The organism is Peribacillus sp. NPDC076916, from assembly GCF_050269675.1.
Lineage (GTDB): Bacteria > Bacillota > Bacilli > Bacillales > DSM-1321 > Peribacillus > Peribacillus aracenensis.
In genome coordinates, this window is record NZ_JBNNIU010000002.1 from 485,275 (window position 1) to 506,286 (window position 21,012).

At 37.0% G+C, this 21,012-nt stretch carries 17 protein-coding genes; 15 read left to right on the forward strand and 2 right to left on the reverse strand.

The window, feature by feature from the left end; genetic code table 11:
- The first annotated feature begins 18 nt into the window (after nucleotides 1-18).
- From ACQKFG_RS07345 to ACQKFG_RS07405, 13 genes are all read left to right on the forward strand, one after another.
- A complete protein-coding gene (locus tag ACQKFG_RS07345; RefSeq protein WP_427557461.1) occupies nucleotides 19-1,263 on the forward strand; it encodes an ABC transporter substrate-binding protein in 1,245 nt (414 codons plus the stop codon).
- A 57-nt stretch (nucleotides 1,264-1,320) separates the two neighbouring features.
- The gene (locus ACQKFG_RS07350) at nucleotides 1,321-2,268 is read left to right on the forward strand and encodes a sugar ABC transporter permease (RefSeq protein ID WP_349728157.1); all 948 of its coding nucleotides are present in this window, start codon (nucleotides 1,321-1,323) and stop codon (nucleotides 2,266-2,268) included.
- 89 nt (nucleotides 2,269-2,357) lie between these two features.
- Nucleotides 2,358-3,116: a carbohydrate ABC transporter permease gene (locus tag ACQKFG_RS07355; RefSeq protein ID WP_349728158.1), complete on the forward strand. Its 759-nt coding sequence runs from the start codon at nucleotides 2,358-2,360 to the stop codon at nucleotides 3,114-3,116.
- Between the two features lie 368 nt (nucleotides 3,117-3,484).
- The gene (locus tag ACQKFG_RS07360) at nucleotides 3,485-4,390 is read left to right on the forward strand and encodes an ROK family protein (protein ID WP_349728160.1); all 906 of its coding nucleotides are present in this window, start codon (nucleotides 3,485-3,487) and stop codon (nucleotides 4,388-4,390) included.
- Between the two features lie 19 nt (nucleotides 4,391-4,409).
- Nucleotides 4,410-5,576 carry an SIS domain-containing protein gene (locus ACQKFG_RS07365; RefSeq protein ID WP_427557465.1) on the forward strand — a complete coding sequence of 389 codons (1,167 nt, stop codon included), beginning with the start codon at nucleotides 4,410-4,412 and terminating at the stop codon, nucleotides 5,574-5,576.
- 315 nt (nucleotides 5,577-5,891) lie between these two features.
- A complete protein-coding gene (gene lacC, locus ACQKFG_RS07370; protein WP_349728162.1) occupies nucleotides 5,892-6,827 on the forward strand; it encodes a tagatose-6-phosphate kinase in 936 nt (311 codons plus the stop codon).
- Nucleotides 6,828-6,840: 13 nt separating this feature from the next.
- Complete coding sequence (lacD, locus tag ACQKFG_RS07375) at nucleotides 6,841-7,827, forward strand: tagatose-bisphosphate aldolase (protein WP_349728164.1); 987 nt, start codon at nucleotides 6,841-6,843, stop codon at nucleotides 7,825-7,827.
- Between the two features lie 843 nt (nucleotides 7,828-8,670).
- Nucleotides 8,671-9,150 (forward strand): PTS N-acetylgalactosamine transporter subunit IIB, encoded by a 480-nt coding sequence (gene agaV, locus ACQKFG_RS07380; RefSeq protein WP_349728168.1) that lies wholly within the window; start codon nucleotides 8,671-8,673, stop codon nucleotides 9,148-9,150.
- A gap of 41 nt (nucleotides 9,151-9,191) precedes the next feature.
- A complete protein-coding gene (gene agaW / locus ACQKFG_RS07385) occupies nucleotides 9,192-9,968 on the forward strand; it encodes a PTS N-acetylgalactosamine transporter subunit IIC (protein ID WP_241590302.1) in 777 nt (258 codons plus the stop codon).
- Nucleotides 9,958-10,773: a PTS system mannose/fructose/sorbose family transporter subunit IID gene (locus tag ACQKFG_RS07390; protein ID WP_349728169.1), complete on the forward strand. Its 816-nt coding sequence runs from the start codon at nucleotides 9,958-9,960 to the stop codon at nucleotides 10,771-10,773. The genes agaW and ACQKFG_RS07390 overlap by 11 nt, the downstream gene beginning before the upstream one ends.
- A 45-nt stretch (nucleotides 10,774-10,818) precedes the next feature.
- On the forward strand, nucleotides 10,819-11,235 hold the full coding sequence (locus ACQKFG_RS07395) for a PTS sugar transporter subunit IIA (RefSeq protein WP_349728170.1): 417 nt from the start codon (nucleotides 10,819-10,821) through the stop codon (nucleotides 11,233-11,235).
- A gap of 25 nt (nucleotides 11,236-11,260) precedes the next feature.
- Entirely contained in the window at nucleotides 11,261-12,409 is a 1,149-nt protein-coding gene (nagA, locus tag ACQKFG_RS07400) for an N-acetylglucosamine-6-phosphate deacetylase (protein WP_427557471.1), read from the forward strand.
- 287 nt (nucleotides 12,410-12,696) lie between these two features.
- Nucleotides 12,697-16,629, forward strand: a complete 3,933-nt coding sequence (locus tag ACQKFG_RS07405) for a TIM-barrel domain-containing protein (protein WP_427557473.1) — start codon at nucleotides 12,697-12,699, stop codon at nucleotides 16,627-16,629.
- Between the two features lie 206 nt (nucleotides 16,630-16,835).
- Here the strand turns inward: ACQKFG_RS07405 and ACQKFG_RS07410 are convergent, their stop codons facing one another.
- Together ACQKFG_RS07410 and ACQKFG_RS07415 are read right to left on the reverse strand one after the other, a co-directional pair.
- On the reverse strand, nucleotides 16,836-17,006 hold the full coding sequence (locus tag ACQKFG_RS07410) for a hypothetical protein (RefSeq protein WP_192205221.1): 171 nt from the start codon (nucleotides 17,004-17,006) through the stop codon (nucleotides 16,836-16,838).
- A 383-nt stretch (nucleotides 17,007-17,389) separates the two neighbouring features.
- The gene (locus tag ACQKFG_RS07415) at nucleotides 17,390-18,208 is read right to left on the reverse strand and encodes a histidinol-phosphatase (protein WP_427557476.1); all 819 of its coding nucleotides are present in this window, start codon (nucleotides 18,206-18,208) and stop codon (nucleotides 17,390-17,392) included.
- A 239-nt stretch (nucleotides 18,209-18,447) separates the two neighbouring features.
- Here ACQKFG_RS07415 and ACQKFG_RS07420 point away from each other — a divergent pair, with 239 nt between their 5' ends.
- Together ACQKFG_RS07420 and ACQKFG_RS07425 are read left to right on the forward strand one after the other, a co-directional pair.
- Nucleotides 18,448-19,083 carry an FMN-dependent NADH-azoreductase gene (locus tag ACQKFG_RS07420; protein ID WP_192205219.1) on the forward strand — a complete coding sequence of 212 codons (636 nt, stop codon included), beginning with the start codon at nucleotides 18,448-18,450 and terminating at the stop codon, nucleotides 19,081-19,083.
- 548 nt (nucleotides 19,084-19,631) lie between these two features.
- Complete coding sequence (locus tag ACQKFG_RS07425; protein ID WP_427557479.1) at nucleotides 19,632-20,861, forward strand: NAD(P)/FAD-dependent oxidoreductase; 1,230 nt, start codon at nucleotides 19,632-19,634, stop codon at nucleotides 20,859-20,861.
- Nucleotides 20,862-21,012 lie beyond the last annotated feature (151 nt).

A 21,012-nucleotide genomic window follows, 5' to 3' on the forward strand; every position in this document is an offset into this window, starting at 1 on the left:
TTGAAAGAAGGTAACATGATGAAAAAATGGCTAATAATGCTTATAACCGCGATTTTAGGATTAATAGGATTAGCCGGATGTAGTAATGATGATACTGCATCAGGCGACGGAAAGGTTGAAATTACTTATGGATTTTGGGATAAGAAGCAAGTCACTGCCATAGATGAAGTTATCAAATTATTTAACGAAAAATATCCGAACATTAAAGTGAAAACGGAGATCACTCCTTACGGTCAGTATTTCCAAAAACTTGAAACTGCTGCAACTGGCGCGGCGCTGCCAGATGTTATGTGGATGAATGGTGCCCATGTTGACCAATATGCAGAAGGAAAGGTAATCCTCCCACTTACTGACCTTGCAAAAAAAGAAAACCTTAGCTTAGATAATTATCCGAAATCTTTGATTGAACTTTATACAGTTAAAGGAGAAATATTTGGTATTCCAAAAGACTTTGATACAACAGGTTTATGGTATAACAAAAAAATCTTTGATGAAGCAGGTGTGCCATATCCAGATGACACTTGGGATTGGAATAAGTTAAAGGAAGTCGCTAAAAAACTGACAGATAAAGAGAAAGGTATTTGGGGCTATGCTGCATTAATGGGTAACCAAGGTGGCTATTATGATTTCATTTGGCAAAATGGCGGCTATATTATTTCAGACGATGGCAAATCCGTAGGTTTTGATCAACCGGAGTCCATTGATGCACTTAATTATAATATTAGTTTCATTAAGGAGGGATTATCTCCAACACAAGCTCAAATGACAGAAACAGCCGCTTCTGAATTATTCTCTTCAGGAAAAGTAGCGATGATGTTTGATGGTCCTTGGATGGTACAGGAGTATAAGAATAATCCTGATATAGATGTTGCTGTAGTACCAAAAGGAAAACAGCGCGCGGTTGCTATTCATGGGCTAGCCAATGTAATTGCGGCTAACACAAAGCATAAAGATGCTTCATGGAAGTTTGTCCAGTTCCTAGGCTCTAAAGAAGCAGCAGAAATATTTGCAAAAACAGGAACGGTTATTCCAGCTTATAATGATACACAAGATGCTTGGGTACAAGCCGTTCCAAATATAAATCTTCAAGCCTTTATTGATGGTGTCGATTATTCTGTTCCACTGCCTAGTGTGAAAAGAACAGGAGAAATTTGGCAGTATGAAACGGACGTTCTTAAAAAGGTTTGGAGCGAAGAAGAAAGTGTAGAGGACGCTGTAAAAGAGTTAACAGAAAAGGCAAATGAGGCGCTATCCAAGAAATAGAAAAAATGAAGAAGAGAAGATGATTCTTCTCTTCTTTCCTTAAAAGGAGTGAATGCAGTGAAGGATCATCCTTTACAGGTTGAAGTCAAAACGAATACAAAACTTAAGGTTTCTAACTTACCGAAGACAAGGAAAAGTTCAGACTTCTTTTGGGCTTATCTCATGATTGCTCCTACCATGTTAGGTTTGTTCATTTTTTACCTGTGGCCTATCATTCAGACCTTTTACTTTAGTTTCACCGAATGGGGAGCATTTGGACAATATGAGTGGACGGGGATAGATAACTATAAACGGATGCTTGAGGACACTAACCTTATTAAATCTTTTAAGAATACGGGGATTTATATTATTATAACAGTCCCAGTTGGGATTTTCTTCTCTATTCTAATAGCGGTACTCCTAAACCAGAAAATTAAAGGGACTTCTGTTTATCGCACATTATATTTCTTACCCGTAATTACTATGCCTGCTGCCATCGCAATGGTTTGGAAATGGCTTTATAATTCTGATTATGGACTACTAAACTATCTTTTATCTTTATTTGGGATCAAGGGTCCACAGTGGGTAAGTGATCCGAAAATTGCCTTGTATTCTATTATTGTGGTAGCAATCTGGAGTGGAATTGGTTATAACATGGTCATTTTCCTTTCCGGACTACAAGGAATTCCAAAGTCGTATTATGAAGCAGCGGAAATGGATGGAGCAGGCCCAATCAGTGTGTTCTTTAAAATCACACTGCCACTGCTCTCTCCAGTTATTTTCTTTGTAAGCATCACTTCTCTAATTGGAGCTTTTCAGGTGTTTGATTTGATTTTCATGATGATTGGAAAAAGTAGTACAGCCTTGGAAAGCACACAATCTGTTGTTTATTTATTCTATCAGCACGCTTTCGTTTTAAACGATAAGGGTTATGCAGCAGCAATCGCTGTTCTATTATTAATCGTTATCCTGATTATCACTGCAATCCAAATGGTCTTACAGAAAAAATGGGTCCATTATGACTAAAGGAGGGAGAACCATTGGAAAGAACAAGACAGTTTGTTACAAGTAAGACATTCCTTATCCATCTCGCCCTTATTGTAGGAGCAGTGGCAATGGTCATGCCTTTTTTATGGATGATCTTAACCTCATTAAAAACTTATGCTGAGTCTATTCATGTTCCGCCTGTAATAATTCCGAAGGATTTCCAATGGGGGAACTATATAGAGGTTTTTGGACTTTTGCCTTTTTTCAAATTTATGTTCAATACCTTTATAATTACAATTGTCCGGACAGCAGGCCAGCTATTTTTATGTTCGTTAGCCGCCTATGCATTTGCCCGGATTGAATTTCCTGGCAGGAATATTCTGTTTATGTTGGCTTTATCGGTATTAATGGTACCAGGGCAAGTGTTTTTACTCCCGCAATATATGATTATGGTAGAACTTGGCTGGTTAAATACATTACAGGCGGTAATAGTCCCAGGTCTGTTTAGTGCATTTGGTACGTTCCTGCTAAGGCAATTCTTTATGGGGCTTCCAAAAGAACTAGAAGAGGCAGCCAGGCTTGATGGCTGTAACCATTTCCAAATTTACTGGAAAATAATGTTGCCACTCGCCAAACCTGGTTTGATTGCTTTGGGTATTTTTACTACTCTTTGGAGCTGGAATGAATTGATGTGGCCAATGATCGTAAATAGTTCTCCAGAAGCAATGACACTTTCTGTCGGATTGTCATCACTCCAAGGTCAATATTTAACAAACTATCCTATACTTATGGCAGGCTCCTTTTTAGCGATACTGCCAATGCTGATTTTATTTATCTTCTTGCAAAAACAATTTATTGAAGGAATTGCAGTAACAGGCGGAAAATAAATAGAAAAATATACAAGATTCAATAAGGCTAACTTTTACCTAAATCTAAATTAATTGTAGTATATTGCTACTTGTTGGGTTGACCCAATAAGTAGCGGTGGTGTAAAATAAATAAGGATAGATTGTGTGTCCAGTTTTTGGCAGGCACACTTATTGTAAACACATTTATTTTGAATTTACGTTTTAACAAACTCATAGTATTTTAGCTATGAGTTTTTATTAAACAAAACTTGTACCAACAACCCGATCATGTAAGTGGATATGAGAATCTGAAAGAATTGACTATTTGCGGAAGTGGGAAAAAGTTGAAGTGTTGAGAATCACTATTCAAAAAGTAGAAGATGGATAGGAATAAGAGGTGCAGGAAAATGAAAAGGGCAATCGGCATTGACATTGGAGGGACAAAAATTGCAGCTGGTATCATTACGGAATCGGGAGAATTGCTAAAGCGCGTGGATGTAAAAAGTGATCCTTCAGATCGGGAAAAAATGTTTGCCAGAGTTTTAGAAGCAGTGGAAAAAGTACTAGAAAAATCATCATTTTCCTTAGTTGACATTGAGGGCATTGGTGTGGGTGTACCAGGTAAAGTGGATTGTGAAAATGGCATTGCCATTTTTCAAAACAATTTACCGTGGAAACAGTTCCCCATCACTGCTCGTTTACGGGAGCAATTCGGACTCGACCAGATAAGTATTGATAATGATGTCTATATGGCGGCATTTGCCGAGTGGAAGGCAGCTCAGGTAAAGCGGAATGAGGCATTTGTCTATGTGACTATTAGTACTGGAATCTCCTGTTCCATCATTCAAAATGGTTCATTTTTCAGAGGGGCCGGATTCGCCGGGGAACTTGGGTTGATACCGGTATTTTCGAAGGCATACAAGAAGGGAAATAAGCGATTAGAAAAAGTGGCTGCTGGACCTGCCATTGAAAAGTTGGCAGAAAAGGAATTGCAAGTGGCGAAAATTTCCACTAAAGAAGTCCTTGCAGGCTATGCAAATGGGGACTGTGAATATCTACCAATCATTGAAGAAGTGACTGACAACTTAGCTCAAGGACTTTATACGATTTCCTGTTTATTGGATCCACATAAAATCGTTTTCGGAGGCAGTGTCATCGTAAACAATCCTTTTCTGCTTAAATTAATGAAAGAAAAGCTAAAAAGCTACCAATTACCTGAACAACAACACATTTTAGACCAAATGAGCATCAGCACATTGAAGCAGGATAATGGCGTAGTTGGTGCAGGGTTGCGAGTATTCGAGAAATTATAAAAAAGGAGAAGTGTTGGAGATGTTTACACTTGATAAAGAAAAATTAGTTTCGTTAGGTGCATCGATTACTACAGAGGAAATCAAGCAACAACCCGTTTTATGGGATGAGACCTATTTATTGTATACAAAGAAACACGTAGAGATTCAAGTCTTTTTGCAAAAACTGGCTGAGCAACACGAACGAATACGTGTCATTTTTACAGGTGCTGGAACATCTGCCTATGTCGGTGATACGGTCACACCTTATTTGAAAGGAAAAGTGGATGAAAAAAAGTGGGAATTGCTGAGTGTTCCGACTACCGATTTGGTGTCAAACCCCTATGAATTCTTAAAAGCAAATCTTCCAACCTTGTTGGTTTCATTTGCTCGAAGCGGCAATAGCCCTGAAAGTGTTGCAGCAGTTGAATTAGCTGAACGAATCGTAACGAACTTCTACCAGTTAACGATTACTTGTGCTAATGATGGCGAGTTGGCGAAAAGGGCAAAAGGTGATGAACACAATCTTTTGTTATTGATGCCCGAAAGAGCCAATGATCAAGGATTTGCCATGACCGGCAGCTACTCATGCATGACGCTAACAACATTACTTGTTTTTGATCCGCTGCCATTGGAGAAAAAAGGGTCAATTGTCCAAACGATTTGCCAAATGGGTGAAAGTGTTATTCGTAGAGAAGAGGATATCCAAAAAATCATCGATCGTGATTTTGACCGGATCATTTATCTGGGCTCAGGAAGTTTAGAAGGCTTAGCGAGAGAGTCGCAGTTAAAAGTATTAGAGCTAACAGCGGGTAAAATTGTTACAGCATTTGATTCGCCATTGGGTTTCCGGCACGGGCCTAAATCATTTGTCAATGAAAAAACGTTGGTTTTTGTTTTTGTTTCTAATCACCCTTATACACGTCAATATGATTTGGATATGTTAAATGAATTGCAGCGAGATAACATTGCCAACTACATTTGTGCCATCGAAGTCGATGGCACAACCAGGTTTGTTGGGAACACGTTTTTATTTAGCAGAGATGCTCAGTCCATACCGGATGTTTACCTGGCATTACCTTTTGTCATGATAGGGCAAACTGTTTCACTCCTAGCTTCCGTAAAAGTCGGTAATACACCGGATACGCCTTCACCGACAGGAACGGTTAACCGTGTAGTGAAGGGCGTAACCGTATACGAATATGAGTAAATAGAAAGTACTTGAACGCTTAAGTGGTATTTAGAATAAGGGGAAAGACGCATGTCAACTTTTATTTTTGCAGATAACTTGAGGAATAGATGGTAGCCCCTGTTTGTCTGGAAAATAAAGATGGAGAATTCGATATTTATTAAGACCTGATGATCAGCCATGATGTAATGCCACTGCTGCAGAAACCACTTGCTTAACGAATGTGGGAAAATTGCAGACTTTAATGTGTTTAATCCTGAGCTTGATTTAATCCGACTTATATGAAATGTGTTTGTTGTTATTAAGCCTAAACAACAACTAGAAAGAGTGATTACGATGATTTTAGCTGTAACAATGAATCCATCGGTCGATATTTCTTATCCGGTTGATCGATTCAAGATTGATGTTGTCAACCGGGTGGAAACGGTACGAAAAACGGCTGGTGGAAAGGGCTTGAATGTTGCCCGAGTGATTGCACAAATGGAAGAAGAGGTCTTGTCGACAGGTGTGTTAGGCGGAACGATTGGTGAATACATTGTTCAGGAATTAAATGAAAGCAATATTCCCAATGACTTTTTGAGAATCAAAAAAGAATCACGAAATTGTATTGCCATTCTTCATGAGGGAAAGCAAACAGAGATATTAGAATCTGGACCGACGTTATCCAAAGAAGAAGGGACAGCTTTTTTAGAAAAATTCGAATGTCTGCTTACAACTGCTTCACTTGTTACGATTTCAGGAAGTTTACCGAAAGGGTTACCAACTCACTTTTACCTTAAAATGGTTGAAATCTGTTCTAATAAGGGAAAGCCCGTGGTTGTTGATACGTCAGGGGAAGCTTTAAAACAAGTCTTGAAACATGAGAAAAAACCATTTGCCATCAAGCCTAATACTGCGGAATTGTCTCAGCTGTTTGGCTTCGAAGCTGAAGCTGGAATCATCGATTTGAAACAAACATTAAACCGTGACATTTTTAAGGGTATTGAGTGGATTGTTGTGTCCATGGGTGATAAAGGTGCCTTTGTCAGGCATGGGGACGATTATTATCAGGTTACGATTCCAAAAATAGATGTGGTCAATCCTGTAGGTTCCGGAGATGCGACCATTGCTGGGTTAGCTGTGGCATTGAACCGAAATCAAACGGTGGAGTCTGTACTGAAAACGGCTATGACCACAGGAATGTTAAATACAATGGAAGCCGTAACCGGTTTTATTAATTTAAACAAATTTAAACAGTACTTTGATTTAGTAAAAGTTGAAAAAATAGATTGATAGGAGAATGCAAATGTTAGATTTCACCAAAAATAAGTTAGAAGCTCTTAAACGTTTATCGGATGAAAATGGCGTGATTGGAGCATTAGCCATCGATCAACGTGGCTCATTGAAAAAAATGATTGCGTCTGGCGAAGCAAATCAAGTGGTAGACGAAGGTATCATCCGTTTTAAAGAATTGGTTTCTAAGGAATTAACACCGTTTGCAACCGCTATTCTTTTGGACCCAGAATATGGTCTGCCGGCAGCAAAGGTCCGTGATAAGAACGCAGGTTTATTAGTGGCCTATGAAAAAACCGGTTACGATGCGTCAGAAGTGGGCCGGTTGCCTGATTTATTACCGGAATATTCAGTAAAACGTTTAAAGGAGTCCGGTGCTGATGCTATCAAATTCTTACTTTATTATGATGTAGATGAAGAAGAGAAAATCAATAACTATAAGCATGTCTATATGGAACGTGTTGGATCCGAGTGTGCTTCTGAAGATCTTCCATTTTTCTTGGAAATTGTTACTTATGATGCTGGAATTAATGATGTGAAAAGTAAAGAGTACGCAAAAGTGAAACCGAATAAAGTGATAAGGGCCATGAAGGAGTTCTCCAAACCTCAATATCAAGTTGATGTGTTGAAAGTTGAAGTTCCGGTAGATATGAACTTTGTGGAAGGTTATGCAGAAGGCGAAATTGTTTACAGCAAAGAAGAAGCTGCCTTTCTTTTCAATGAACAGAGTGAAGCAACAGAACTGCCGTTTATCTTCTTAAGTGCAGGGGTAAGTGCAAAACTTTTCCAAGAAACATTGAAATTTGCCAAAAAATCCGGTTCTACCTTTAACGGTGTGTTATGCGGCCGGGCAACCTGGAAAGATGGTGTGGCATCATTTGCTAAAAGGGGAGAACAAGCAGGACGTGCCTGGTTACAAGATACGGGTAAAAGAAATATTGAAGAACTGAATGTAGTATTAAAAGAGACAGCCAGTTCCTGGTTCGAGAAAGTACAATAATAATTCGATTTAAGCATCGTGACGTTTAATGAAGACAGGAATTAGATGTGGAAAAAGTGATTCATCACTGGTTCAATAATTAATGAATCAAGCGGTTTTCACTCAATTGATTGAGTGGTAAGGTCCAATGCCCTAATCAAACCCTGTCGCCTGCATGTTGATTGACGAAGTGGAAGCTGCCAGGTGGGCTTACCGTGAAATCCCTGAGTTACTCGAGGAAATGATTGACACTGCGTGTGCTCAGGGATTATAGAAGATAATTTTGATGAGAAAGAAATTCATTCATACAAAATTGTGAATGGTCTGGCTGCCATTCCTTAATCAGTTAAAAACCAACCTCAACAAAATCCGGTGTCTGCAACACCCAGCATTTCTTTTTCATTGGCTGACTTTTCTTTAGTTTCTGTGGAAACGCTTTCAGAAGATAAGGATAATTTTTTGTAATGCTGGGCTTTTAGTCGATTCTATAACAGGCAGTATTGAGGCAATTTTGACTTTGCCTTTGATCGTATTATTTAGGATTGGGCATATACTAGGGCAGCTTACATACGAAGCAGCATTGAAGATGCTTGTACTATATGCAGGTCAAGTTGTCACGATTCATGATTCATCACTAGGCTTTCGTAATGGTCCGAAATCAATTTTAAATGAATTATTTATGTCACGGGTTACTTATACAAAGAGATTATGAGGACATATACATTTTCAAAGTGATTTTCACATTGCGCGGTTTTATATTATTTCCTTCAAGCACTAGCTAAGAAAAAGTCAAGGCAAATCGGTTTTCTCCAGATAAACTTAAAATGTCGAAAAAAAATTCCATTTATGAGAGGAAGAATCTTAATGTCAGCTCCTAATATTTTATTAACCAGAATCGATAATCGTTTAATACATGGTCAAGTGGGGGTTACATGGGTCAACCATTTGGGGGCAAACTTAATTGTCGTTGCGAATGACAAGGTATCCACAGATGAAATTCAACAAAATTTAATGGATATGGTATTGCCTGATGTTATTCAATCACGCTTTTTTTCATTACAAAAAACGATTGACGTCATTCATAAAGCCTCTCCTCATCAAAAAATATTCTTAGTTGTTAAAGATGTGCACGATGCTTTGGCGCTAAAGGAAGGCGGAGTGCCAATTGATCAGTTGAATATTGGAAATATGCATTATGAAGAAGGGAAAAAGCAGATTTCATCTACTGTATCTGTTGATGAAAAAGATATCGCTGCTTTTAAACGTCTGGGAGAATTAGGTGTGAAGTTAGATTTAAGAGGAGTGCCAAGCGAAAAGGGACTAAATATATTAGATTTATTTTAAAAAAATAATGGACGAACGTAAATTCATTGGGGGGATAACCTATGTTATTTGAAGCATTATTAATTGCTTTATGGGCAGGGATTATCGGTGTCGATCTATTTAATGGATTAACCCATATTCACCGTCCGGTAGTTACGGGGCTTGTAGTTGGTTTAATTTTAGGGGATGTTCAGACTGGTTTGATAGTTGGAGGAACTTTGGAGTTAATTTGGATGGGGATGGTGCCACTTGCTGGTGCACAACCGCCGAACGTTGTTATTGGAGGAGTAATTGGGACAGCTTTTGGTATTATTGCTGGTCAGGACCCAAAAGTTGCAGTTGGGGTGGCCATTCCGTTTGCTGTAGCTGTTCAAGGGTTAATTACCTTATTTTTCACAGTATTTGCACCAATGATGCACAAAGCCGATCAATATGCACTAGAAGCAAATTATAAAGGTATTGAACGGATAAACTATTTAGGCTTGTTAATTCTGTTTACATTCTATGCAGTTATTGCGTTTTTACCCATTTACTTTGGAGCAGAAAAAGCATCAGGATTTGTTGAAACAGTGCCACAATGGATTATTGGCGGATTGTCCATTGCTGGAGGGATTATGCCAGCAATTGGATTTGCAATGTTATTGAAAATTATGATGAAAGTCGAATATATCATGTTCTTTATTATAGGGTTTGTCGCAGCAGCTTATTTAAAAATGCCAATTCTGGCAATTGCATTAATTGGTTTGGCAATCGCATTGTATGACTTTTACCAAAACAAAGAAAAACAAGGTCCAGATAAATTTCAGCCTAGTGAGGAGGAAATCACCGATGGCATCTAATAATTATGAAGATGTAACTGAAGCTCAGGATTTACAGCAAAAGCAATTACGAAACTTAGTATGGCGCTCTTTACTATTACAAGCATCTTTCAACTACGAACGTATGCAGTCGGCTGGATGGCTTTACTCCATTTTACCAGGTCTAAGGCATATTCATAAAAATAAAAAAGATTTAAGTAAATCAATGAAAGACCATATGGAATTCTTTAATACACATCCGTTTTTAGTAACATTTATTATGGGTGTGATTTTAGCAATGGAACAAAAGAAAGAAGATAGAGAGGCTATTCGTGGCATTCGTGTTGCTATGATGGGTCCACTTGGTGGTATAGGGGATGCATTGTTTTACCTTACTTTACTACCGATTACAGCGGGTATTGGTGCTTCATTAGCGGTAGAGGGGAACCCCCTTGGACCAATCGTATTTTTAATCTCATTTAATATTATTCACTTTGGTGTCCGGTTCGGATTAATGAACTATGGATATAAAACAGGTGTTAAAGCAATTGTGAAATTAAAGGATGGTACAAAATTCGTTTCCCGTGCTGCTTCAATTGTAGGTTTGACAGTAGTTGGAGGATTAATTGCCACTTATGTAGCATTTAAAGTTGATTATGTTTGGAAATCTGGAGACGCAAAATTAAATATCCAATCAGATGTATTAGATATGATCATGCCAGCGATGCTGCCGTTATTATATACGTTACTAATGTACTGGTTACTTAAAAAGGGGCGTTCTCCTTTAATGTTGATTGGCCTAACTATTGTAGTCGGCTTAATAGGATCTTACTTTAATATTTTATAATTTTAATATCTTAACACAAACTATTGAAAAGAGAGGATGAAATATATGATTGGAATTGTGCTAACAGGACATGGTTATTTTCCAACTGGAATGTTGGAGTCGGTTCAGTTAATTGCTGGAGAAGTAAAGCAAGTAGAGGTTATTCCGTTTGAAGAAGATGTATCAATATTAGAGCAAGCTGTCTCAAAAGCTATTGACAATGTAGAAACAGGAGCAGGAGTTGTATGTTTTACAGACTTGGCGGGTGGAACTCCATTTAATGTGTGCTCTACAATTGCGTCATGTAAAGATAATATTCGAGTAATAGCTGGAACAAACTTACCTATGTTGTTGAGCGGACTATTTCACCGAGAACTCAGCCTCGAAGCATTTGTTGAAAAAATGTTAAAAGATGGTAAAGAAAATATAATGGAATTTAAAAAAATACAGAAACAAATAGAAGAAGATGCAGCTGGAATATAAATGTAAAAAAGGAAGCGGATACAAAGTGAAATATTATATCAAAGCAGAACGATATTTAATGGAGAATGAAGAAAAGCTAGGTGGATATTTGCAAGTAAGTAATGGATTATTTGGTGGATTTTCAGAAACGGTTCCTTCATATTCCGATGTGGTCGATTGGAGCGGATATATAATTGCGCCGGGTTTATTTGACACTCATATTCATGGAATTAAAGGTTATGACATCATGGACGGAACGACGGAAGCAGTTCATGAAATCTCGAAAGCAATTTTACAACTTGGTGTTACGCGTTTCTTACCAACAACATTGACATCGTCTAAAAGAGATTTGAATCAAGCTATTGTAGCGATAACGGAAGCGGTCAGACAAGGACTGCCTGGTGCACAATCAGAAGGTATTTTTTTGGAAGGCCCCTATTTTTCTGAACAACATAAAGGGGCACAAAATTCTATTTATTTTCGGGATCCAGATTATGAGGAATTTCAAGAATATAAGAGGCTTTCAGAAGGAAGTATTGTAAAAATTGCCCTGGCTCCTGAACGAGACAACACATTAGAGTTTATTAGTAATGTTAGTAAAGAAGGTGTATTTGTCTGCATAGCACATACGGCCGCAAGTCATGATTGCTGTAAGAGGGCTATTAATGCGGGTGCCCAAACCTTTGTCCATTTATTTAATGGCATGTCAGGATTACATCATCGTAACCCAGGTGCGGTAGGTGCGGCATTAATGAATCCTAACACATTTGCTGAATTAATTTGTGATGGTTTTCATGTACATCCAGACATTGCAACATTGGCATTACGTGTTAAAGGGGACAAGCTTGTACTAATTACGGACTGTATGCGCGCAGGGTTAATGCCTGATGGAGAATATCAACTAGGTGAATTCATTGCTGTAATGAAAGATGGCATGGCTCGCACAGAAACAGGATCATTGGCTGGCAGCACTTTGAAACTAATAGATGGAGTGAAAAATTTAAAAAGTTGGAGCAGTGAGCCGCTGTACAAAATATGGCACAGTGCTTCATTATCACCAGCAGCAAGCATAGGAAAAGATAAGAAGTTAGGTAGCATATCAAGCGGGAAAATAGCTGATTACGTTGTCCTGAATGAGAAGTTAGATGTTCAAGCCACAGCTGTTGATGGTGTAGAGAGGTATAGAAGAGGTTGAAATGAAGAAGATGCTATTAAATAATATGCTGCGGTTTAACCGGAAGAAGATATTACTGCGAGATTTTAATGGGAGGGTGGGAGACTTCACAAGCAATGACTACCATTATGGTAAATATTAATAAGATACTATTATTATAATGTTCGTGAGGTAATACCTTTTTTGTTGGTTTCTAGTTTTTCAAAGGAAATGGACCATGACCGAACCTGACTTTGAAGGTTTAGCAGTTAGTCGTAAAAAGCAAAACATAAGAGAATAATTAATATTTGTAAGGGAGGTATATTTTGTTGAAAAGAAAAATGAAGAATGCTAATAATTGTAAAAAAATTGCAAGCTTGTTTTTAATAGTCATTATAGGGTTAATAATAGTTCCTTTAACTGGTAAGGCCTCGGGCGATAATAGCGTAAATAGTTCGACTGTAGCTAATGAAACGTTTAAGAAAATTGGAAAAGTAACGAAAATCATAAAAGACGGAAATGATGTATATCTTGATTTTTCAACAGGTGAAAAAATAAAAATAAGTTTCCTTAAGGATAACTTATTTAGATTGCACTTGGACCCAGCAGGAGACTTTCCAGAATATCCGACTCCGAATAAATCTGATCACGTCACAAGGATAATTGACAAAAATGTGAGCGATTACAATAAAGAATACGGAAAAATAAATATTAAGGTTAATAAAAGCGATGCAAATTTTTATAAGATTTCTACAAAATCTGTAGAGTTAAAAATTGAAATAGCAACTTCTAAGATGAGCTTATATGATAAAACTAAATCTAAAGTTCTATGGAGTGAAAAAGAGCCGCTTAAATATAATGATGAAAAAACATTACAAACTCTTGCAACGAAAGATAATGAATATTTTTATGGTGGCGGACAACAAAATGGATACTATTCGCATAGAAACACTTCAATAAATATTGCGATTGGTGGTGGTTGGGATGCAGGTGCTGCTTCTAGTCCAGTTCCATTTTATTTAAGTACTGAAGGATATGGTGTGATGCGTAATACGTTTAAGCCAGGAGTTTATAATTTTTCTAAGACAGCCAGCTTTTCTCATAATGAAAAAAGATTTGATGCTTATTATTTTGTACAAGATTCGATTCCAAAAATCATTGGTGAATATACTGAATTAACCGGTAAAGCTGCTCTTATGCCGAAATATGGGTTTTATTTAGGGAAGGCGGATTGTTTTAATGGAACTCATAATGGTCATAAGGACCAAAGAACACTATTAAATAATGGACTAAATAATCTAAATGAATATGGCAATAATGATATGCCTATAGGTTGGTTTTTACCAAATGATGGGTATGGTTGCGGTTATGGCGGAATAGACAATCTAAAGAGTTTTGTCGAAGAAGCTAATGCGAAAGATGTTGAGGTAGGCTTATGGACACAAAGTAATCTATATCCAGATCCTAGTTTGCCAGAGGATAGTCCTTTACGCAGAGACCTTGACGGAGAAGTTCAAGCTGGTGTAAGAGCAATAAAGACTGATGTTGCATGGGTTGGACAAGGATATTCTATGGCTTTAAATGCAACACGTCAAGCGGCCGAAGGAATACAAAAAGCTGAAAACTCTCAAGGAGCACGTCCTTTCGTAATTTCTCTTGATGGATGGGCAGGTACGCAACGTTATGCATCATTATGGTCTGGTGACCAATATGGCGGAGATTGGGAATATATAAGAATGCATATCCCAACTTACATTGGAGCAGGCTTATCAGGAAATCCAAATGTAGGTTCAGATATGGATGGTATATTTGGGGGAGATAAAGTCATCCAGACACGAGATTACCAATGGAAGGCATTCACTCCTATTCAAATAGATATGGATGGATGGGCATCTTCAGGTGACGATTATAGTAAATCGAAAAATCCTTGGAATTATGGAGAACCATATGCTTCCATTAATAGAATGTATCTAAAATTGAAAGCGCAAATGATGCCGTATATATATACGATTGCAGAAGAATCAACATCAAAATCAATGCCTATGATTAGAGGGATGATGTTAGAATATCCTAATGATCCATATACGTATGGTACAGAAACACAATATCAATATATGTGGGGACCAAATTTATTAGTGGCACCAGTATATAATGAAAATGATCATACAGCCGGTGTAAGAAACGGAATTTATCTTCCTGATGAGAAACAAACTTGGATCGATTATTTTACAGGTGATCAGTACAAGGGTGGTTCAGTCATCAATAATTTTAGTGCTCCATTATGGAAGACCCCTGTATTTGTTAAGGCAGGTGCTATTATTCCTATGTCTCCTGAAAACAATTCTATTAATCAATTGGATGGCTCTGATAATAGAATATTTGACGTATACCCATCTGGAAAATCAAAATTTACATTATATGAAGATGATGGGAAAACTAATGAATATAAAAAGGATAAAAACACTAGAACCAATATCATCTCAGATGTTAAAGGTGAAAGGGTTGTTATAACTGTTGGGAAGGCAAAAGGAAAAGGATATACTGGCATAGTTAGGAATAGAGGTACAGAATTCATTGTAAATACACGTAAAAATCCAAAGAAAGTATCTGTTAAAGTTGGAGGTAAAGATGTTGTATTAAGAAAAGTCATAACTGAAGAAGAATACAAAAGTTCTGATAATGTGTATTTCTTTAATGAGAATCCAACCTTTAATAAATATTCCACAAAGGGTTCAGAATTTGAAAAAACGAAGATAACTACATCACCTAAACTCTATGTTAAGGTTGGGAAAACCAATGTTTCAGCTAATACTATTAAATTGATGGTAGATGGTTTCAATAATACCCAAGTTAAGGATGTAGTGGATGAAGCAGTACCAAATGTTCCGACAGGCCTGGGAGCAAAAGATGAAAATATTACGGATAAAAGTATCAAATTAAATTGGGATGAAGTTGATGGTAAGAATACTTATGATCTATTGATTAATGGTGTAATCTATACAAATGTGTTTAAGGCAACCGATAGTGAACAAGTACCTTTCTATATTCATTCAGGATTAACAGCTGATACAGAATATTCTTACAGAGTAAGGGCAGCAAATTCAAAGGGAGTATCAAATTGGAGTGATGAAGTTAAGGCTAGAACAAAGCTTGATCGGTATCGAAACGTACCTAAGAATATGACAGCAAAAGCAAGTAGTGAACAACCGGGCAGCGAAGGGTCTAAAGCTGTAGATGGTGACGATAATACTTTATGGCATACTGAATGGTCTGATGGGAATGTATTGCCTCATACCTATGAAATTGATATGAAGTTAGCATACCAATTAGATAAGTTAGAGTATCTTCCTAGACCTGATGCTGGAAATGGAACTATCTTAAAATATAATTTAGATGTCAGTTTAGATGGTATAACGTATAAAAGTATTGTCACTAATGGAACATTCGAAAGAAATAAAGATATTAAAGCCATTTCCTTTGACAATAACGTGACAGCTAGATACATCAAGTTGACAATTACTGATGCTGTCGGAAAATTTGGTTCCGCTCAAGAATTTAGACCATATAAAAAAGATAAAACAGTAGGAACGGTTGTAGGTGAAAATATACCAAATGGTGCACTTGATGATGAAGATTTACTATTCTTTGCTAGCTACATGGGTGTTGATACAACAGATACAGCATGGGATCAAGTATCAAAGGTTGATATTAATTACAATGGGGTAATAGATGCTTATGATTTAATGTATGTAGCAGGACAACTAGGGAAAACACCACTTATACCAACTGGTAGGCCAATTGCTGGTTTACTAGATATTAGACCTAATAAACAACAGTTAAAGGCAGGAGAAGAATTTTTAGTCGAAATAATTGGAGTGGGATTAAAGGATATCAATGCCTTTAATTTAGAGCTGAAGTTAGATCCGAATAAGTATGAATTGGTCAAGGAATGTCAAGCAGATGGTACATGTGATTCAAGTATTGTTCAACCAACCAATGTAACTAAGGATATGTTAAATTACTCTATACTTGCAGGTATAGGGAATACTGAGCAACGGATTATGGCGGCATTTTCCCATAAAGGATCTCAACAAACATTAGAGGGTAAAAATACATTAGCCACCATAAGGCTCAAGGCTAAAAAAGATATTGATTTTGATATGCCAATAACAAGGTCCTTACTGGTTAATACAGCTTTTGACTCAATCGATAAAATTGGAGAAGTGTTAATTCCAGGTGAAGAACCAGGTGAGATAGACTAACCGAAGAGGCAAATGAATTATTATTATTAGGTACACTAGCATAAATCCAGAAAAGGGCGCTTGAATTATAAAAAAGTAAAGCACATATTATACGTGACTAATATGTGCTCTTCTTTATTATATAGGTAATTATAATGTAGGTTTGAAATCTAATGCTCTAATACCATTCACAAGGTTCTGAAGGTAAATTAAAAAAGGAAGTTTAATTAAAACGGATACCCGTTTAATACTGTGCCAAAAAGATCGAATTCAGGATCTTTTGACGGTGTTATTGGAGGGGCTTCGGATCTCCCTATTGAAGAGTTAAAAACATCCTTACCTTCAACTGACTCTACAGAGTTTTCGTCATTCTCTTTATGCAATGGGTTATCAATCATACCCAAATCAACTCCTTTTTATAAGATTAACGAATGGTAAGTTATTAATTTCCCTAAATATTTTGATTTTATGCTAAAAAATAAGATGATGACTGGGATTAGTTGAAATGAACGGGTAAGAACTTGTAAGCAACCGTGCTAAAATTTTTTTTACAGAATGCTTAATGATTATTTTATGTTCATAAAAAAGATTGGTACCGATTCTTTGATCAGATGAGGGGTGTAATGAGATTCGAAGCAGGATCATAACCGATACCTGGACACGAATTTTTTTTGCATCGCCCTTCTTAGCAGCAAAAGGGTTGAAAAAACCATCCCTACGATACACATTGTTAATGGATACTCAAGCGATTGGACAAGTTCTAACCCTATTGACTGGAAGGTTAAAGTGGAGTGAGAATCCTTTGCTTGTTAACAAAGTAAGCCCACTCAGAAAAGCCGATTTCCTTTAGTCTTTTTTTTACTTGTTCAAATTCATCGCCAATACGTTCAGGTGTATGCGAATCTGATCCAAATGTTACCTTCACATTATAGAAAAGAGCTCTTTCTAAAATGTCATCTGCTGGATACCACCCACCACACTCTTTTGTTTTACCAGAGGTATTAATCTCAATGGCGATATCTTCTTGACTAATGATTTTTAACGTTTTTTCAATACTGTCTGTTTCAATGGATGAAAAGGCAGGATAAAACCCTTTCATTGCATCAATATGGCCTAAGATTTGAAACACTCCGCTTTTTGCAGATTTCTGTATTAATTCATAGTATTCATTCTTTAATTTTGACTGTTCTTTAGAAGTTAAACCATTCCAACGCCCTTTTTTAAAAATGCTAATGTCTTGAACATAATGAACAGATCCAATTATGTAGTCAAAAGGGTGTAAAAGAAATTGATCACGGTAGACTTCAATGTGATCAGGGAAGAAATCACTTTCCATTCCTAATAACACGTGAATTTTACCTTCATATGTTTCTTTTAAGCGAAGAACTTCCTCAATATAAGGGACAAGTTCACTTTTTGCCATTGCGATAGTTGGGTAGAGATGGTCGTCCTCACTATAGAAATATGGAGAATGATCAGAAATCCCAATATATTGCAAGCCGTATTCAATGGCTTGTTTTACATAATCCTCAATTGTGCCGATAGCATGTCCACATCGTTCATGGTGAGTGTGCAGATCAAATTTTATTGCATTCGTCATTTTCTAAAGCCTCCTAAAAATAACAGGTTTGTCTTGTTATATCATATCCCAAATTCGCATTTTTTCTCAAAACTTGAAAGAAGATTTATACCTTCCTTAAATCTGCGTTTTATGGGCGGGTAACGAATAATTTTATACATATCAATTAAAGTTATTTTAGTTAGAGTAAATGTATAAATGTTGAATTTCCAAGACAAACTAGAATGTTCAAATATGTAAAAAGAAAGGAAAGATACAAAATGACTAAGGTATTGTACATCACAGCTCATCCTCATGATGATAAACAATCTTACAGTATGGCTGTTGGAAAAGCATTTATTGACACTTACAAAGAAGTAAATCCTAGCCATGAAATAGTGAATATTGACCTTTATAAAGAAAATATTCCTGAAATTGATGTAGATGTTTTCAGTGGTTGGGGGAAACTTCAATCTGGAAAGGGCTTTGAAGAACTTTCGGCGGATGAGAAAGCAAAAGTTAGTCGACTCTCAGAGTTATGTGAGCAATTTATAGCTGCCGATAAATATATATTTGTAACACCTTTATGGAATTTTTCATTCCCGCCAGTAATGAAAGCATATATAGATTCTGTAGCTGTTGCAGGTAAATCATTTAAATACACCGATCAAGGCCCAGTTGGTCTTTTAACTGATAAGAAAGCCTTGCATATTCAAGCTCGTGGTGGTATTTATTCAGAAGGGCCAGCTGCTGAAATGGAAATGGGTCACCGGTATCTAAAAATCATCATGCAATTCTTCGGAGTGCCTTCCTTTGAAGGTGTATTCGTTGAAGGACATGCAGCAATGCCTGATAAAGCACAAGAAATAAAAGAAAATGCTATAGCACGATCAAAAGATTTAGCTTCTACTTTTTAAATCAAAGAGTCAACAACTTGTTGGCTCTTTTTTTTGTCAAAATAAATGGATTTATTCTTACCAATCAAGGACATCTCTAATAAAGAACTATGTTTTTTTATTATGTGCGGCTATTCATTATTGTTGCTTTTGTATTCTGGCTTTTTAAAATTCCCCCTGATTAATACATACTATGTAATTCTAGAAGTAGCACTCTTTAGTACACTTTATTTGAAACCGATTTGGAAGAATATTAACGAAAAAGTCTGCTTTTAACACTTGATGGTTTAAAGATGCAAACGATATACCAATGCTTTTCTGTTTTGATAGTGTGGTAGATGAGATGCCTTTGTAATTCCTTTACCCAGTGGGATGAAATCCTGAATTAAATGAGGGAGTTCTATAAGATGAAGTAAAAAATTCGATTCTTCACATAGACGGGGTCGACTTTGGAATTCTCTGTACTTTTTTAGTTTTAACTTCCATATTTTATGTATGTAGTATATTTTTATCAAGCTCTGCTAATGGATAAGCAAGTCAATCATGGTACTTGAAAAAGGAGTGATACGATGAATAAGATGTATGACGTCATCATTACCGGTGCTGGATGTGCCGGCTCTGCTCTGGCAATTTATCTTGCTAAGGCAGGTTTCCATGTGTTGTTAGTTGACCGATCGACTTTTCCAAGGGACACATTATCAACCCATACCTTTTTCAATAATACTGTCGCTCTTCTTCGGGAAATAGGTGTAATGGACAAGTTACTGGAAACAAATGCCCCACCGGTACGGGATATTAAATTTCAATTTGAGGATACAGTGATAGAAGGACTCATCCCTGTGGTTTACGGTGAGGACAGTTGTTATTGCATTAGGAGAACTTATCTCGATCATATCCTACTTGAACAAGCCAAATCTCAAATGAATGTTACCGTTTTAGAAGGATTTCGTGTGACGGATGTCATCCGTGATGACGAAACAGTAATAGGCGTGAAAGGTTTAGACGGAAACAACAAGAAGCAAGAATTTTTAGCTCGCCTGGTAGTCGGGGCAGACGGCCGATCCTCAATTATTCGCAAGCTGGTAAAAAGTGAACTCAAAACAAGTATTCCGGCAACAGTCGGCATCTATTTTGGGTATTTTTCTGGATTTCGCCACGATGATGTCCCTAAATTTGAAGTATACAATAGAAAAGATAACACAGCCATTCTCTTTCCGACGAATGATGATTTATATGTTATTGTCGGCATTTTCTCATTAGAAAATAAGGAATTGATAGAACGGCTGAAATTAAATCCGGAAAGCTGTCTGCGCAATCTCTTGACAGATAACTTTCCTAATACAACAATTGGAGCTCGCTTGAAAGATGCTGAAATCGCTGAACCTGTCAAAGGTATACTGGGATATGATAATTATTGGTATAAGGGAATGGGAAAAGGATGGGCGTTGGTTGGTGATGCGGTTTGTTTTAAAGATCCTGGCATGGCGCAGGGGATCCATGATGCTATATGTGGAGCACGTATATTATCCAATATTCTATTAAAATATAAGGGGCAATCCAATACATCAAATCAAATGTCTAAAGAATATCAAAAGGCAATAGAAGATGAGTTTATGGTTCGGTTTCACATGGGATGCCAAATTTCGAAGAATGAACGCATATCTGAACAACAGGAAGCTGTCAACAAGCTGATCAGTTCCCATCCAGAGGCTATAGAGAAGTTTTTAGGTATTTACAATTACGCAAACGAGCCCGCTGTTTTAGAAAAAGAACTCGCACGAATTATGCAGTCGAACTAGGAAACACTTTATAAAGGCAAAAGAAGAGAACGCAATAAATCTGGCATGTTCCACCAAAGAATGTGAAAAATTTCTTTATAGCTATTCTTCTAATCCGTTATGATTATTTTTACATATTGTACGGACATGAAATTATGTTATCGAAATGGAT